Source organism: Luteibacter sp. 621 (assembly GCF_050435445.1).
GTDB lineage: Bacteria > Pseudomonadota > Gammaproteobacteria > Xanthomonadales > Rhodanobacteraceae > Luteibacter.
The window spans coordinates 93,235-108,541 of record NZ_JBNDKI010000011.1 but is presented as its reverse complement, the minus strand read 5'-3'; the positions used below and the strand labels follow the sequence as shown (position 1 = coordinate 108,541).

Genomic DNA, 15,307 nt, shown 5'->3' with positions numbered 1-15,307 from the left:
TCCGACCGGGTGCTCCCACACCGCGCAAAGCTTCCATGTTGTCCCCCTGTTGGTCGCGGAATCTTGCCGTAACAGTTTTCGACTTGCCAGTAGCGACGAAAGGTTTGCGAAAGGCACTTTTTCTTGCGATTCCGTGCGCTGCGGGGTCGGTCTTAAGGCCTAGTGCCGGGCCCGGATACGGCGCCTAGACTCATGGATCACTGCCGCCCACGCACGGACGCGCAGGGGCTACACATCAGGGAGCGATTCCCCTAACGACAATGCATCGCCGGCCTGGCAGCGCTAATGCATGAGGGTTCCCCCATGACACCCGGAGTCTTTTCCTCGCTTCGCCGGCCGTTGCTTGTCGCATTAGCGCTTGTCGGCGCGTCCTTTCTTGCTCCCTCGCTGGCGCTGGCGGCCCCACCCGGTGGCACCGGCATGCTCCTGGACATGACCGACGACTCATCGATCCGCCCGTTCCCCGGCCTGCACGTTTCCGATGACGACCTGGCGGACCTGATCCGCCGGGTGAAGGCGACCAAATGGCCCGACAAGGAGATCGTCGCCGACGACACGCAGGGCGTGCAGTTGGCCACGATGAAGAAGCTCGCCGATTACTGGGGTTCGAGCTACGACTGGCGCAAGTTCGAGAAGCGCCTGGACGCTATCCCGATGTTCGTCACGACCATCGACGGCGTGGATATCCAGTTCATCCACGTGAAGTCGAAGAACAAGAACGCGCTGCCGTTGATCATCACCCATGGCTGGCCAGGTTCGATTGTTGAACAGCTGAAGGTGATCGATCCGCTGGTGAATCCCACCGCGCATGGCGGCAAGGCCTCCGATGCGTTCGATGTAGTGATTCCTTCGCTGCCCGGCTATGGCTTATCCGGCAAGCCCACCGCACTGGGTTGGGATCCACAACACATTGCCCGCGCATGGACCGTGTTGATGAAGCGCCTTGGCTACAAGCACTTCGTGGCGCAGGGCGGTGACTGGGGTAACGCCGTGTCCGAGCAGATGGCGGTGCAGGCGCCACCGGAACTGCTGGGTATCAGCACCAATATGGCCGCGACCGTACCTGACGATATCGCCAAGCTTCTCGCCGCGGGCGCACCGCCGCCGGCCACGCTCAACCCCGACGAAAAGAAGGCCTACGAGCAGCTCGATGACTTCTATAAACACGGCCTTGGCTACGCACAGGAAATGGCGGGCCGGCCGCAGTCGCTCTACGCACTGGCCGATTCACCGATCGGCCTGGCGGCGTGGATGATCGACCATGACATCCGCAGTTACCGCATGATCCGCCGCGTGTTCGATGACCAGAAAGAAGGGCTGTCGAAGGATGACATCCTCGATAACGTGTGCTTCTACTGGTTCACCAACACAGCCGTGTCGTCAGCACGCCTGTACTGGGAGAGCAAGCTGCCATTCTTTGCACCGAAGAACATCCAGATCCCGGTGGCGGTGAGTGCGTTCCCGGACGAGATCTACCAGGCGCCGGAAACCTGGGCGAAGGCGGCCTACCCGAAGCTGATCCACTACAGGCGCTTGCCTGCCGGTGGTCACTTCGCCGCGTGGGAACAGCCCGATGCGTTCGTCACCGAGCTGCGTGACTCGTTCAGGCCGCTGCGGAAGAAGTGAGCATGGCATGGCGCGGGGTTAGCCCTGCGCCTTCCATGTAGGTAAGCAGGGCAGGGACGTGCGCGCTATCGACGATGGCGCCGATATAGCCGTCGGGTCGAACCAGGATCCAGTCGCCGATGGCAAGGCCGTAGGCCGCGTGGAAGTGGCCTTCCGCGTCGCTCAGTTCGTCGTGCTCGCCGATGATGTGCGTGGCAACCCCGGGGCACGCCGGCACCGGCGAACGATCGGCCTGTACGCCTAACAACGTCCAGTGCGGCCCGCGGAACAGATCAAACAGGCGCACGGGTTGCCCACCTGCACCACGTAACGTGGCATCGGGTGCGCGATCGCCGGCCAGCAGCACCGCGGCGTCGCGAACGGGAGCGTCAAGCGCAAGCGAACGCTGCGCGTAGCCAAGGTCGAGCTGTTGCACTTCGCGTGTGCGACGCATGCTGCCTTGTTTCAGGGCATCGAGCATGCGGGTGGAAAGCCCGAGCATGCCGGCCGCTACCGGGCGGCGTTCTTCTTCATAGGTATCGAGCAACGACGCCGGCGCACCCTGGATGACCGCTGCGAGTTTCCAGCCGAGGTTGTAGGCATCCTGGGTGCTGGTATTGAGACCCTGGCCGCCGGTGGGCGGATGCACATGGGCAGCATCGCCGACCAAAAAGATATCGCCGACCCGGTAGTGGTCGGCCAGGCGCGCGCTCATCCTGTAAGCCGATGCCCAGTGCACGGCGTGAACCTGGAGATCGGCGCGGCCGCTACGATCGCGCACCAGCGCGGCGAGGCCTTCCCGTGAGAGGTCAACGTCCCCTTCTAGTGGGACAGGCGCCTGGATCTGGAACAGGTCCGTGCCGGCAAGGGGGCACACAGCCAGCTGGTGCTCCATGTCGCCCTCGCCGAAGCGGTGCCATGCATCGCGGTCGAGGCCGCTCAAGGTGACATCGGCGACCACCGCCCGAACGCCAAGGTCCTTGCCGGGAAAGCCGACATCCAGCGCATGGCGAATGGCACTGCGGCCGCCATCCGCAGCGATCAGGTAGCGGGCACGCACGGTTTCCTTGCCTGAGGGGCCTTCCACCACGGCGGAAACGGCGCCGGCTTCCTGGGTGAAGTCGACCAGCGCGCAGCCGAATTCTACGGTGCCGCCCAGCTCCGCCAGGCGGTCGCGCAGGATGCCCTCGGTAAGGAACTGGGGAAGCATGAGCGGCGTGCCATACGGCTCGGCCGGGCTCGGCGCAGAGGCCTCGATCGCGGCGGCGTCGGTATAGCTGCCGTCGGGGGCGTGGTGGCGCACGTGAGGGTAGGGCCCCCCGGTGGCGATCATGCGGTTCACCACGCCCAGGTCTTCATAGATCTCGAGCGTGCGCGGCTGGATCCCTTTGCCACGCGAGCCGCGAAAGGGAACCGGTTCTTTTTCGATAAGGCGAAAGCGCACGCCGCGGCGGGCGAGTTCGATGGCGAGGGTGAGGCCGGACGCGCCGGCACCGCAGATCAGGACATCGACGGAAGGGGTGGGGGACATGGCGGGCTCCGAATAGGTGTAAGATGCACATATCGCGGGAGCATCCTATGCCAATCAGAAAACATGTGCAAGATGCACATATTAGAGACCAGCTGCGTACCCTGCACGGGTCGATGATCAGCCTGGTGAGCGTCATGAACCGGCCGCAGAACGACGAGGCCCTGATCCGGGAGGCCGGGATCAAGCTGGATCGCGCGCTTTTCCCGCCCCTGGTGCTCGTGGAGCGCCTGGGGCCTATTGGGGTGGTGGACCTGGCCGAGCGGGTGGGGCGCGACTACACGACCGTGAGCCGTCAGGTGGCGAAGCTGGAAAGCCTGGGGCTGGTCCGCCGCCAGGCCCAGCCGGGCGATCGCCGGGTACGCGAATCGGTGATCACGGATGAGGGCCGGGTCATGACCGGCATGCTCGATGCCGCACGCCTCCGCATGGCGGAGCAGGTGTTCGAGGATTGGGACCGGAAAGACTTTGATGACCTGGTGCGATTAATGCGCCGGTTCACCGATGCGATCGAAGCGCGCGTGGATACAGCCTCAACCGGTGGCACGTTCGCGGATGAAATCGACGAAGGCCCGTAACGGCGAGGGCAGGTGTTTACGCCCGGGGTAGTAAAGGAACGGGCCACTGAACTCCTGCACCCACTCATCGAGCACCGTCACCAACGCACCGCTTTCCAGGTGCGGGCGCAGCCAGTCGTCGAACAGGTGGATGATGCCTAGCCCTGCGACAGCACCCTCGGCCGCAAGATCGAACGCGGCGCCCTGCCGTACGAGCAGCGGGCCCTGCGGGTCCACCCGGATGATCTCGCCCCCGCGCTCGAACTCCCACAGCGGTATGCGCCCGCCGGAAAACTGGCCGCGCATGCAGCGGTGTTTGAGCAGATCGCGCGGGTGCAGTGGCGTGCCGTGTTCGCGCAGGTACGCGGGCGATGCCGCGGTCACCAGGCGCTGCGTGCGCGGGCCGATGGGCAGGGCGATCATGTCCTGCTCCAGGCGCTCGTCGTAGCGGATGCCAGCGTCGCAACCGGCCGCCAGCAGGTCGACGAAGCTATCTTCCACCACGATCTCCAGGTGGATATCCGGGTAGCGCTCCAGGAAGGGGACGATGATCGGGGCGAGCACCGTGCGGGCCACGTTGGCCGGCACGTTGATGCGCAGGGTGCCGGCAGGGCGGTCGCGGAAGTGGTTCACCACATCGAGCGCGGCCTCCACTTCGCCAAACGCCGGGGCAAGCCGCTCGGCTAGCCGGGCGCCAACCTCGGTGGGGGCCACCGAGCGGGTGGTGCGGTTGAGCAGGCGTACGCCCATGGCGGCCTCGAGCCGGCGCACAGCCTCGCTAAGGCTGGAGGCGGATTGGCCCGCAGTGCGCGCGGCTTCGCGGAAGCCGCCGGCGCGTACCACGGCCAGGAAGGCAGAAAGATCCTGGAAATCGGTCATTGTGCGGAACGCCGTACGGCCCGTGCCGGTTTGCACGGATTATCGCGCAAAGCCGTACCCCCTATAGTCCTCGCAACCCAACGTGGAGCGATACCGATGATCGACATTTCCAAATCCGGCAGCTGGACCTTAGGCGACCGTCCGGTACACCGCATCGGCTATGGCGCCATGCAGCTGGCTGGCCCGGGTGTGTTCGGGCCGCCGAAGGACCGCGCCACCGCGCTTGCCGTACTGCGCGAAGCGATCGAGTCGGGCGTGAACCATATCGACACCAGCGATTTCTACGGCCCACACGTCACCAACCAGCTGATCCGCGAGGCGCTCAGCCCGTATCCCGATAACCTCACCATCGTGACCAAGGTGGGCGCGACGCGCGGCGACGATGCCTCGTGGTTGCCCGCGATGAAGCCGGCGGAGTTGCAGAAGGGCGTGCACGATAACCTGCGCAACCTGGGCGTCGATGTGATCGACGTGGTGAACCTTCGCCTCATGGGCGACATCCATGCGCCGAAGGAGGGTTCGATCGAGCGGGAGTTCACCGCGCTGGCCGAGCTGCAACAGAAGGGCCTGATCCGTCACCTTGGCCTTAGCAACGCCACGCTCGCCCAGGTACACGAGGCCCAGCGCATCGCGCCGGTGGTGTGCGTGCAGAACCAGTACAACCTGGTGCAGCGCCAGGATGATGCGCTGGTGGATGAACTGGCCGGGCTCGGCATCGCCTACGTGCCGTTCTTCCCGCTGGGCGGCTTCAGCCCGCTGCAGTCCGATCGCCTGGCGGCGGTGGCCAAGCACCTGGATGAAACGCCGATGCAGGTGGCGCTGGCGTGGCTGCTGCACCGCTCGCCGAACATCCTGTTGATCCCGGGTACGTCGTCACTTTCGCACCTGCGCCAGAACCTGGCGGCCGCGGATATCGTGCTGCCGCACGAGGTGCTGGATGAGCTCGAGGTGATTGGCGCGAAGGCGCACTGAGGCACGCCCATCGCGCGCATGCGCGCTCCTACAGATGACCTGCGCAGGCTCTTGTATGAGCGCGCTTGCGCGCGATCAACCGCCAAGGTGTGCCTCAAGCGCGGCAATGGCCTCGCCACCATCGGCCCGGCCAAACCCAATGCGAAAACGCTCCGGCGGCGTGGGCCCCAGCGCCGACACATAGTTGGATGCCGGCAAGAGCAACACCCCACTACGCTCGGCAAGCCCCGCGGAAAACGACTCCACCCCATCCGCCCCGAGGTATCGCGGATACGCCACGCAGCCGCCATCGGGCCGGTACCACGCGAAACGATCGGCATGGCGCGCGAAGAAGGCATCCAGCGTGGCGAGGTTGGCATCGATGATCGCCGTGTTCCGCGCCAGGATCCGTTCGCGCGCTTTCAGGGCGATAAGGGCCAGCTGTTCTGAAGGGCCTGCGTTGCATATCGACAGGTAGTGCTTATAGCGCTCCATGCGCTGCAACAGCCCACGGTCGGCCGAGGCGATCCAGCCAATGCGCAGGCCGGGCAACCCATAGGCTTTCGACATCACGCCCAGCGACAGGCCGCGCTCGTACACATCCCCTGCCTGCGGCAGGAACACCGTGCCCGACGGGCCGAGCGGCCGGTACACCTCATCGCTGAACAGCCACAGGCCGTGTTTGCGGCATAGCGCGACCAGCGCATCGAAGCGTTCGCGCTCGAGGATCTTGCCGGTGGGGTTATGCGGGAAGTTGATCGACACCAGCCGCGTGTTCGGACGGATCGCGGCCGCGACCCGGTCGATATCGAGTGACCAGCGGTCCTCCGGATCCAGTGGCACCCCCGTCGCCGTACCGATCGTGAGCGGCAGGGTCTCCGCCGACTGGTAGTTCGGCGTCACCACGATGGCGTGGTCGCCGGGTTCCAGCAGCACGCGCATGGCGATGTACAAGCCTTCCTCGGCCCCTGCGAAGCAGAGGATGTCGTCGGCGGTGCGCTGCTCGTACGTGCCCGCGATCGCCTCGCGCAGTGCGGGGGCGCCGTACGTCGGGGTGTAGCCCATGTGCAGTCGCTCGAACGCCTCGCGATCGGCAGGCGAGGCCATGGCCAGCAGCTCGTCGATCCGCATGCTTTGCGCATCCGAGGCGGTGAGGTTGTAGCGCGCGGCAAATTCCCAGCGCGAGAACCAGGTTTCGAGGTTGAAGTCGGGGAGGGTGCTCATGAATGGACTATATGTCTATGTGAAACACATTGTCTACATGCCGTGACACCCGTTGCCTGCCGAGAAAAACACTTCGACCCGAATGGCATAAGCCTGCGCCATGCACGTCGGATAAAGTGCGTGGATGGAAGCCCAAAAATCCCCCTGGCTACCCGCGCTTGCCGTGCTCGGGTCGGTCACGTCGTTGTGCATCGGCACCTCGTTTGCCAAGAAGCTTTTCCCGCTGGTGGGCGCGGAGGGCACCTCGGCACTGCGCGTGGGTTTTTCCGCGCTGGTGTTGCTGTTGTTCTGGCGCCCGTGGCGCTGGCCGCTGAGTCGCCGCGATGCGGGCTTCGTCATTCGGTACGGCCTCACCCTGGGCGTCATGAACCTGCTGTTCTACATGGCCTTGCGCACCATTCCCTTCGGCCTGGCCGTGGCCATCGAATTCAGCGGCCCGCTGGCCGTGGCCATGTTGTCATCGCGGCGCGCGGTGGATTTCGTGTGGCTGGCGAGTGCGATCACGGGCCTGGTGATGCTGCTGCCCATCGGGCAGCAAAGCACGCTTGATCCCACCGGGGTGATGTTCGCGCTGGGCGCGGCGGTGTGCTGGGCGCTGTACATCCTGTTTGGCAAACAGGCCGGCCACCTGCATGCGGGCCATTCCGTATCGCTCGGCCTGGTGGCGGCCAGCCTGGTGGTGGTGCCCTTCGGCGTGGCCCATGCCGGTGCCAGCCTGCTCAATCCGGGCATCCTGGCGGCCGGCGTGGGTATCGCCATCGTTTCCAGTGCCATTCCCATGTCGCTGGAGATGATGGCGTTGAAGCGCCTGCCCAGCCAGACGTTCGGGATCATGGTGAGCCTTGAGCCCGCCGTGGCGTCACTGCTGGCCATGCTGTTGCTCGGCGAGCACCTTACCGGCCACCAATGGCTCGCGATCGGCTTCATCGTGCTGGCATCCATTGGCAGCACGATCACCGCCCGCCGGGCCCGGCCGGAAGCCGTCGAACTCGCTGGCTAGGCAAGACCCCCTTCAGGGGAGCTAAGTTTGTCAACCATCACGTGTCGTGTGCTGTGACCTCTTTCATAGGAATTCAGCCGCCGTTGCCGACGTTCCCCGGCCAGTTCGGCACTTTTCCTGCGTGATCACGGGGGCAGCGGTTTTCACCAAATGACGCGCTTATAGGCATATGCGTTCACATTGCCGGTCGCTGCGGCCGGGTTCGCAGGGACACACGGCGTATACGTCATGTCATAATGCCAACTTAACCATGACAAGTCCGGGGGCTAGCCCCGTGCGTGAAGACGCGTTTATTCTGAAAATGGCTGGGAACGCGTCTGCGCCGGGTAGCCAGACAGACTCGCTTCGCCATTGTCGTTGAACCCTAGACGCGGTTATCTTCGGATAAGTACGTCCAGGGTGTTAGATCGATAAGCCCGCAAATGCGGTGGTAGCCGTGGAGGGTTCCGCCTTTGGTGGTGGGGTATCCACTACCGTATTTGCTTCATAAAAACATTTTGAGGAGCCACACACCATGAAGTTTGCCCCGATCGCCGCTCTCGCCCTCATCGCCGTCGCCGCCCTCTCGGGCTGCAACAAGAGCGAAGACAACGCTGCTGCCCCGGCTGCTGACACCGCCCCGGCTGCTGCTTCGACCGCTCCGGCTGCCGCTCCGGCTGCTGAGGCTCCGGCTGCTGCTTCGACGGCTCCGGCTGCTGACGCTGCTGCCCCGGCCGCTGCTTCGACGGCTGCCCCGGCTGCTGCTTCGACCGCTGCTGGCCAGTAATGGCTGACGGCCCGGGCGCCGCAAGGCGCCCCGGTCGACAAGAAAACGCCGCCCCCGGGCGGCGTTTTTTTTGCCCGTGGCGCGTGTGACCACTGGGCATGGTGCGCGCCGCGTGGATCGGGCAGGCTAGGGCGGTTGTGCCGTCCCACTGCCACAGGAACCGCTCCATGACCCGTCGCACGCTGCCGTACTCGCTCCTTGCCCTCTCCCTTGCTGTCACCGCCGGCCTTGCCGCCGCGCAGACCGCCCCGATGACCCCGGATATTCCGGCGAAGTACGAGGCGCCGACCACGGCGAACGACTTCATCAAGCGCGTGGTAGAGATCCCCATGCGCGATGGCGTGACGCTGCATACCGTCATCGTGATTCCCAAGGGTGCCAAGCACGCGCCCATCCTGCTCACCCGCACGCCCTACAACGCCGATGGCCGCGCGGCCCGCGCCGATGCGCACACCATGCGCGACCTGCTCCCGCAGGGCGATGAGGTGTTCGTGGATGCCGGCTACATCCGTGTGTTCCAGGATGTGCGCGGCAAGTACGGCTCCAAGGGCGATTACGTGATGACCCGGCCGCTTATCGGCCCGCTCAACGACACCAAGGTCGATCACTCGACCGATGCCTACGACACGATCGACTGGCTGGTGAAGAACCTGCCCGAATCGAACGGCAAGGTCGGCATGCTCGGTTCCTCGTACGAGGGCTTCACCGTGGTCATGGCGCTGGTGAATCCGCACCCGGCGCTGAAGGTGGCTGCGCCGGAAAGCCCCATGGTGGATGGCTGGATGGGCGACGACTGGTTCCACTACGGTGCGTACCGCCAGACCAACTTCGATTACTTTACCGGCCAGACCGCGAAGACGGGCAAGGGCAGCGAGATCACCCGCGCCGGTTACGACGATTACGAGAACTTCCTGCGCGCCGGCTCGGCGGGCGATTACGCACGCGCCGCCGGGCTTGACCAGCTGCCGTACTGGCGCAAGGTGAGTGAGCACCCCGCCTATGACTCGTTCTGGTCGAACCAGGCCCTGGACAAGGTGATGGCCCAGCAGCCGCTGAAGGTGCCCACCATGTGGCTGCAGGGCCTGTGGGACCAGGAAGACATGTGGGGTGCCATCCACAGCTACGAGGCCGTGGAGCCGAAGGACAAGGGCAACGACAAGAACTACCTGGTAATGGGCCCGTGGCGGCACAGCCAGGTGAACTACGGTGCGGATTCGTTGGGTGCGCTGAACTGGGATGGCGATACCGCCCTGCAGTTCCGCCGCGACGTGTTGCTGCCGTTCTTCAATCAGTACCTGGTGGATGGCGCGCCCAAGGCGAACACACCACCGGTCTTCATTTACAACACCGGCGAGAACCACTGGGACCGCTTCAAGTCGTGGCCGCAGGCCAAGGGCACGAAGCCGCTGTACCTGGAAGCCAACGGCGGCCTGTCGTTCACCGCCCCGGCGGCCGATGCGGCGAAGTTCGATGAGTACATCTCCGATCCGGCCAAGCCGGTGCCCTACGTGCCGCGCCCGGTGCACTTCGCCGATCGCCAGTCATGGACAACCTGGCTGGTGCACGACCAGCGCTTCGTGGATGGCCGCCCGGACGTGCTCACGTACGTGACCGAGCCGCTGACCGCGCCGGTGCGCGTGGCCGGCGCCCCGCAGGTGAACCTGTATGCCTCCACCAGCGGTACGGACAGCGACTGGGTGGTGAAGCTGATCGACGTGTACCCGGATACCAACGCCTCCGAGCCGACCATGGGCGGCTACGAGCTTTCGGTGTCCATGGATATCTTCCGCGGCCGCTACCGTGAGAGCTTCAGCGAGCCTAAGGCGCTTACGCCCAATACGCCGCTGCAGTACAAGTTCGGCCTGCCCACCGTGAACCACACGTTCCAGCCGGGCCACCGGATCATGGTGCAGGTGCAGTCGAGCTGGTTCCCGCTGTACGACCGCAACCCGCAGACCTTCGTGCCGAACATCTTCTTCGCCAAGCCCACCGATTACGTGAAGGCCACCCAGCAGGTATGGCACACGCCCGGCCAGGCCAGCGCGATCGAGCTGCCGGTCGTCGAAGGAAAATAACGCTGCGCGCCCCTTGGGGCGCAGGCTAACCCTGTAGGAGCGCGCTTGCGCGCGATAACCCAACGAAGCGGCGACGCGGCTGGCCATCGGCTGGCCATCGCGCGCAAGCGCGCTCCTACAGGTCCTGGGGCCACGGCCCGACATTTCCTCGACATCCGCGGCGCGATGCTCAGTCTCCCTCTGCTCGAGGATCGCCCCCATGGCCCGCCCCATCTGGACCGGCACCCTGTCGTTCGGCCTGCTCAACGTGCCCATCCGCCTGATGACGGGCGAGCGGCGCAGCGATATCCACTTCCGCATGCTCGACCAGCGCAGCAACACGCCGGTGCGCTATGAGCGAGTGAATGCCGATACGGGCGAAGAAGTCCCGTGGAAGGACATCGTCAAGGCGTTCGAGTACCAGAAGGGTAACTATGTCGTCCTGGAAGAGGACGACATCAAGAGCGCTGCAAGCGATGCCCACGAGACGGTAGAGATCGATAGCTTTGTGGATGCGGGCGCCATCGCGCCGGCCTATTTCGAGAAGCCCTATGTGCTCGCGCCAGCGAAGAAGGCCGAGAAGGGCTACGTGCTGCTGCGCGAAACGCTGAAGAAGACCGGCAAGATCGGCATTGCCCGCGTGGTGATCCGCACGCGCGAATACCTCGCGGCGGTGATGCCCGAGGGCGACGCGCTGCTGCTCAACATCCTGCGCTACCAGGCTGAACTGGTGGACCCCGAGGAATATGGCCTGCCTTCGAAGGAGGCCTCGGCGTACCGGATCACCCCTAAGGAGATCGGGATGGCTGCGGACCTGGTCAAGTCCATGGCCGGCAAGTGGAAGCCCGACGACTACCGCGACGATTTCCGCGACAAGCTGCGCAAGGTGATCGAGAAGCGCCTGAAGAGCAAGGGCGTGACCACCACGGTGGCCGACGATGACGACCATGTGCCGGAGCACGCGACCACCAACGTGGTCGATTTCATGGAACTGCTGAAGAAGAGCATTGGCGCGAAGAAGCGCACGCCGGCGGCGAAGAGCGCCGCGAAGGCCGCGCCCGCAAAAAAGGCCGCAGCGAAAAAGGCCCCCGCAAAGAAAACGGCGGCCAAAAAGGCCGCCGCTAAAAAGAACACGAAGAAGCGCGCTTGACGGTTATTTCTGCATGCGACGCAGCGAGGCCATCACTTCGTAGCAAGCGCCCATCGTGTGATAGTCGGTCTTGCCGGCGGGGCTCTTCTCGTCGTCGTACTTCTTGTTGTCGCGGGTGAGGATCCGGTACCACGCGCCGTATTTGTGATCGACGAAGTGCTCCCAGCTGTACGCCCAGATTTTCTCGTACCACTGGTCGTACTTCGCATCGCCGGTGGTTTCGAACAGCAGCTGCGCGGCGGCGAGGGATTCGGCCTGCACCCAGAAGTACTTGTCGTCATCGCAGACGTCGCCTTCGGGCGAGAAGCCATAGGCGATGCCGCCGTACTCGCTGTCCCAGGCCTTTTCCAGCGCCACATCGAACAGGTGCGCGCCGGTGGGGACCAGCCACGCCTTATGACGCGCCGTGCCCTTGGTGTAGCGCTCCAGCATCATGAGCAGCTTGGCCCATTCGGTCTGGTGACCGGGCTGGAAGCCCCACGGGCGGAACAGGTGCTTGGGATTGTCCAGGTTGTATTCCCAGTCAATCGACCAGTCCTGGTGGTAGTGCTCCCACACCAGCTTCTGCGGGGTAAGGCCCGCCTGGCGCTGGGTCATGTTCTCGGCCAGCAGCAGCGCGCGATCCAGGTAACGATCGTCCTTCGTGGCTTCCCACGCGGCGATCATGGCCTCGGTCATGTGCATGTTGGCGTTCTGGCCGCGGTAACCGGTGAAGTTCCAGTCCTTGTCCGCTTCATCGCGGTAAAGGCCGGCCGAGGGCTCCCAGTAGCGCTTCTCGAGCAGGTCCCAGATTTCGCCCTGCCAGGCGCGGGCTTCATCGAAACCGACTTTCACGCCGCAGGAGTAGGCCAGCAGCATGAAGGCCAGGCCGTAGCAATGGTTCATCTGGTCATCGCGCTGGCCATCGGCGATGGTCCACGCGTAGCCGCCCGTGGCCGGGTTCAGGTGCACCTCGCGCAGGTACTTCAACCCGTGCATGGTGAGTTCCTTGTCCTCGGGCTTGTTGAACTCGAGGTAGGCCATGGCGTGGTTGAACACGAAGCGCGTGCTGGATACCAGGTGGCGGTGGCTGCGGTCGTACACCGAGCCATCGTCCTTGTAGTACTGGAAGAAGCCGCCGGCTTTATCCACTTCGTTGGGCGCGTAGAACTTCATCGTGGTGGCGACGTGTTCGCGCAGCACATCCACGTTGTGGAAATCGGGGAGGGGGACGTTCGTCATGCGTGCTTCTCCATGAAGGCCTTCACTTCGGCCTGGTCGGGAATGGCGGTGAACGAGCCTTTGCGGGTGGCCGTGATGGCACCGCAGGCCGCGGCGAAGCGGACAAGGCTCGTAAGGCGGCCCTCATCGGCCACCAGGGCATCCAGGTCGGCATGCGTGGTGCCTTCCGCGGCCAGGCGCGCGAGCATGCCGCCCACGAAGGCGTCGCCCGCGGCGGTGGTATCCACGGCCTCGACCTTGTAACCGTGGATGACGCCGTTGGCCGTGCGGGTGAACCAGCGCATCGGGGCGGGGCCGTCGGTAATCAGCAGCAGGCGGGCCTTGCCCTCCCACAAACGCTTCATCACCGCCTCGTCGGAGCCGGCACCCGCGTGGATCACGGCGAATTCTTCGGCGCTGAGCTTGATCACGTCGGCTTCGGAAAGCGTCTGCCACAGGCGCGACAGCTGCTCATCCTGCTCCTTGCCCTTCGGCCACAGGGCCGGGCGCAGGTTCATGTCGAAGCTGACCAGCGCACCGGCGGCACGCGCGCGGCGCATGCCTTCCACCGTGGTATCGGCAATGGCCGCCTCGGTGAGCGAGTTGGAGCAGACATGGAAGATCGCGACGTCATCGAACGCTTCCTTGCGGAAGTGCTCGGGGCGGAACAACAGATCGGCCGCCGGCGGGCGGTAGAAGCTGAAGCTGCGATCACCCTTGTCATCGTGCGCCACGAAGGCCAGCGCGGTGCGGGCCTCGTCGGTGCGGGCGATATCCTCGGTGCCTACACCGAGATCGGTGAGGCTCTTGAGCAGGAAATCACCAAACATGTCGCGGGCAAGCATGCCGGCGAAACGGGCGCGGGCCCCAAGCAGTGCGGCAGCAACGGCCACATTGGCGGGGGCGCCGCCGGCAAACGGAACGAAGGCGGGAGGCTGACCGGCGCCGCCCTGGGGCTGTGCGTGGAAATCGATCAGCGCCTCGCCGAAGCAGAGGATTGAAGACATGCGTACGGCCTGTCCTTGGTGCGGTTGAAAACGCGACGGCCGGCGCGTGCCGGCCGTCGCCATGGAAGGTTCTTAGCGGGCGGCGACAGGCGTGCCGCGAACCTTGGAGCCGGAAAGGCCGAAGAACACGATGTAGGCGTAGCAGATCAGCGGGATGAAGAACGCGTGCTGCAGGCCGATCTGGTCGGCGATCACGCCCTGGATCCAGGGGATGAGCGCGCCACCGACGATGGCCATGATCAGCAGGGCCGAGGCCTTGCCGGTCAGCGGACCCATGCGCTCGATACCCAGCGAGAAGATCGTCGGGAACATGATCGAGTTGAACAGGCCGATGGCCACGATGCTGTACGTGGCGACGAAGCCCGTGGTGACCATGGTGGTGATGACGAGCAGCACGTTGATCACGGCGAACGCGGCCAGCAGCTTGCGCGGCGAGAACTTGGCCAGCAGGGCCGAACCGATGAAGCGGCCGACCATCGCGCCACCCCAGTAGAACGCCACGTGGTTGGCGGCGACCGGGCCGGTCATGTTGCCGATCTCCGGCAACTGCAGGTAGTTGATCATGAAGCTGCCGATCGACACTTCGCCGCCGACGTAGAAGAAGATGCCGAGCACGCCGAAGAACACGTGCGGGGTCTTCAGGGCGTCCATCAGCGAGTGCTGGCCGTCATCGGCCTTCTCGGTGGTTTCTTCCAGCTTCGGCAGGTTGAACAGGTACACGCCGATCGCCAGCAGCACCAGCACCACGGCCAGGCCGATGTACGGGCCCTGCACCGACGCGGCTTCGTGGGCGCGATAGGTGACCTGCTCGGCGGCGGAAAGCTTCGCCACATCGGCGCTGGACTTCACTTCGTTCGACAGGATCAGCACGCCGCCGAAGAACGGGGCGAGGAAGGTACCGAAGGAATTGAGGGCCTGGGCCAGGGTGAGGCGGCTGGACGCCGTCTTCTCGGGGCCCAGCAACGCGACGTACGGGTTGGCTGCCACCTGCAGCACGGTGATACCCGTGGCCAGGATGAACAGCGCGCCGAGGAAGAATTCATACACGCGCAGGCCGGCCGCCGGCCAGAACAGCGCGGCGCCGATGCCGGTGATGATCAGGCCGGCCACGATGCCCTTCTTGTAGCCCAGGGCGGCAACCAGCTTGCCGGCGGGCAGCGACATGATGAAATACGCGCCGAAGAAGGTGAACTGGATGAGCAACGCCTGCGCGTAGTTCAGCTCGAACACCGCCTTGAGGTGCGGGATCAGGATGTCGTTAAGGCACGTGATGAAACCCCACATGAAAAAGATGGTGGTCATCACGCCAAGGGCGAGCGGGAAATAGGTGTAGCGGGTGTCGCCCGGGGTCGACGCGGCGGTCGACGAGTTGGGCAATGGCGTGGA

Annotated in this window: 13 protein-coding genes; 7 read left to right on the top strand and 6 right to left on the bottom strand. The window is 64.8% G+C overall.

Annotated features, from left to right (window positions below):
* Positions 1 to 303: 303 nt before the first annotated feature.
* On the top strand, positions 304 to 1,626 hold the full coding sequence (locus ABIE56_RS13455; RefSeq protein ID WP_429244292.1) for an epoxide hydrolase family protein: 1,323 nt from the start codon (positions 304 to 306) through the stop codon (positions 1,624 to 1,626).
* Here the strand turns inward: ABIE56_RS13455 and ABIE56_RS13450 are convergent.
* Positions 1,604 to 3,136, bottom strand: a complete 1,533-nt coding sequence (locus ABIE56_RS13450; RefSeq protein ID WP_429244291.1) for an FAD-dependent oxidoreductase — start codon at positions 3,134 to 3,136, stop codon at positions 1,604 to 1,606. The genes ABIE56_RS13455 and ABIE56_RS13450 overlap by 23 nt on opposite strands.
* A 47-nt stretch (positions 3,137 to 3,183) precedes the next feature.
* On the opposite strand from ABIE56_RS13450, the gene ABIE56_RS13445 reads away from it, so the two are divergent.
* Positions 3,184 to 3,711 (top strand): MarR family winged helix-turn-helix transcriptional regulator, encoded by a 528-nt coding sequence (locus ABIE56_RS13445; protein ID WP_429244290.1) that lies wholly within the window; start codon positions 3,184 to 3,186, stop codon positions 3,709 to 3,711.
* On the opposite strand, the gene ABIE56_RS13440 is transcribed toward ABIE56_RS13445, so the two are convergent.
* Positions 3,667 to 4,569: a LysR family transcriptional regulator gene (locus ABIE56_RS13440; RefSeq protein WP_429244289.1), complete on the bottom strand. Its 903-nt coding sequence runs from the start codon at positions 4,567 to 4,569 to the stop codon at positions 3,667 to 3,669. The two genes, ABIE56_RS13445 and ABIE56_RS13440, sit on opposite strands and share 45 nt — an antisense overlap.
* Positions 4,570 to 4,665: 96 nt before the next feature.
* Here ABIE56_RS13440 and ABIE56_RS13435 point away from each other — a divergent pair, with 96 nt between their 5' ends.
* Entirely contained in the window at positions 4,666 to 5,541 is an 876-nt protein-coding gene (locus ABIE56_RS13435; RefSeq protein WP_429244288.1) for an aldo/keto reductase family oxidoreductase, read from the top strand.
* A 75-nt stretch (positions 5,542 to 5,616) separates the two neighbouring features.
* On the opposite strand, the gene ABIE56_RS13430 is transcribed toward ABIE56_RS13435, so the two are convergent.
* A complete protein-coding gene (locus ABIE56_RS13430) occupies positions 5,617 to 6,744 on the bottom strand; it encodes an aminotransferase class I/II-fold pyridoxal phosphate-dependent enzyme (RefSeq protein ID WP_429244287.1) in 1,128 nt (375 codons plus the stop codon).
* Between the two features lie 124 nt (positions 6,745 to 6,868).
* Between ABIE56_RS13430 and ABIE56_RS13425 the strand changes: the two genes are divergently transcribed.
* The 4 genes from ABIE56_RS13425 (at position 6,869) to ABIE56_RS13410 (ending at position 11,714) form a co-directional block, all read left to right on the top strand.
* Positions 6,869 to 7,744: an EamA family transporter gene (locus ABIE56_RS13425; RefSeq protein ID WP_429244286.1), complete on the top strand. Its 876-nt coding sequence runs from the start codon at positions 6,869 to 6,871 to the stop codon at positions 7,742 to 7,744.
* Between the two features lie 514 nt (positions 7,745 to 8,258).
* The gene (locus ABIE56_RS13420) at positions 8,259 to 8,510 is read left to right on the top strand and encodes a hypothetical protein (RefSeq protein WP_429244285.1); all 252 of its coding nucleotides are present in this window, start codon (positions 8,259 to 8,261) and stop codon (positions 8,508 to 8,510) included.
* Positions 8,511 to 8,677: 167 nt separating this feature from the next.
* Positions 8,678 to 10,585: a CocE/NonD family hydrolase gene (locus ABIE56_RS13415; protein ID WP_429244284.1), complete on the top strand. Its 1,908-nt coding sequence runs from the start codon at positions 8,678 to 8,680 to the stop codon at positions 10,583 to 10,585.
* Positions 10,586 to 10,784: 199 nt separating this feature from the next.
* Entirely contained in the window at positions 10,785 to 11,714 is a 930-nt protein-coding gene (locus ABIE56_RS13410) for a Ku protein (RefSeq protein WP_429244283.1), read from the top strand.
* Positions 11,715 to 11,717: 3 nt separating this feature from the next.
* Here the strand turns inward: ABIE56_RS13410 and ABIE56_RS13405 are convergent, their stop codons facing one another.
* From ABIE56_RS13405 to fucP, 3 genes are all read right to left on the bottom strand, one after another.
* A complete protein-coding gene (locus ABIE56_RS13405; protein ID WP_429244282.1) occupies positions 11,718 to 12,935 on the bottom strand; it encodes an AGE family epimerase/isomerase in 1,218 nt (405 codons plus the stop codon).
* On the bottom strand, positions 12,932 to 13,921 hold the full coding sequence (locus ABIE56_RS13400; RefSeq protein WP_429244281.1) for a carbohydrate kinase family protein: 990 nt from the start codon (positions 13,919 to 13,921) through the stop codon (positions 12,932 to 12,934). The genes ABIE56_RS13405 and ABIE56_RS13400 overlap by 4 nt, the downstream gene beginning before the upstream one ends.
* 72 nt (positions 13,922 to 13,993) lie before the next feature.
* Positions 13,994 to 15,223, bottom strand: a complete 1,230-nt coding sequence (gene fucP, locus ABIE56_RS13395) for an L-fucose:H+ symporter permease (protein WP_429244341.1) — start codon at positions 15,221 to 15,223, stop codon at positions 13,994 to 13,996.
* Positions 15,224 to 15,307: the final 84 nt, after the last annotated feature.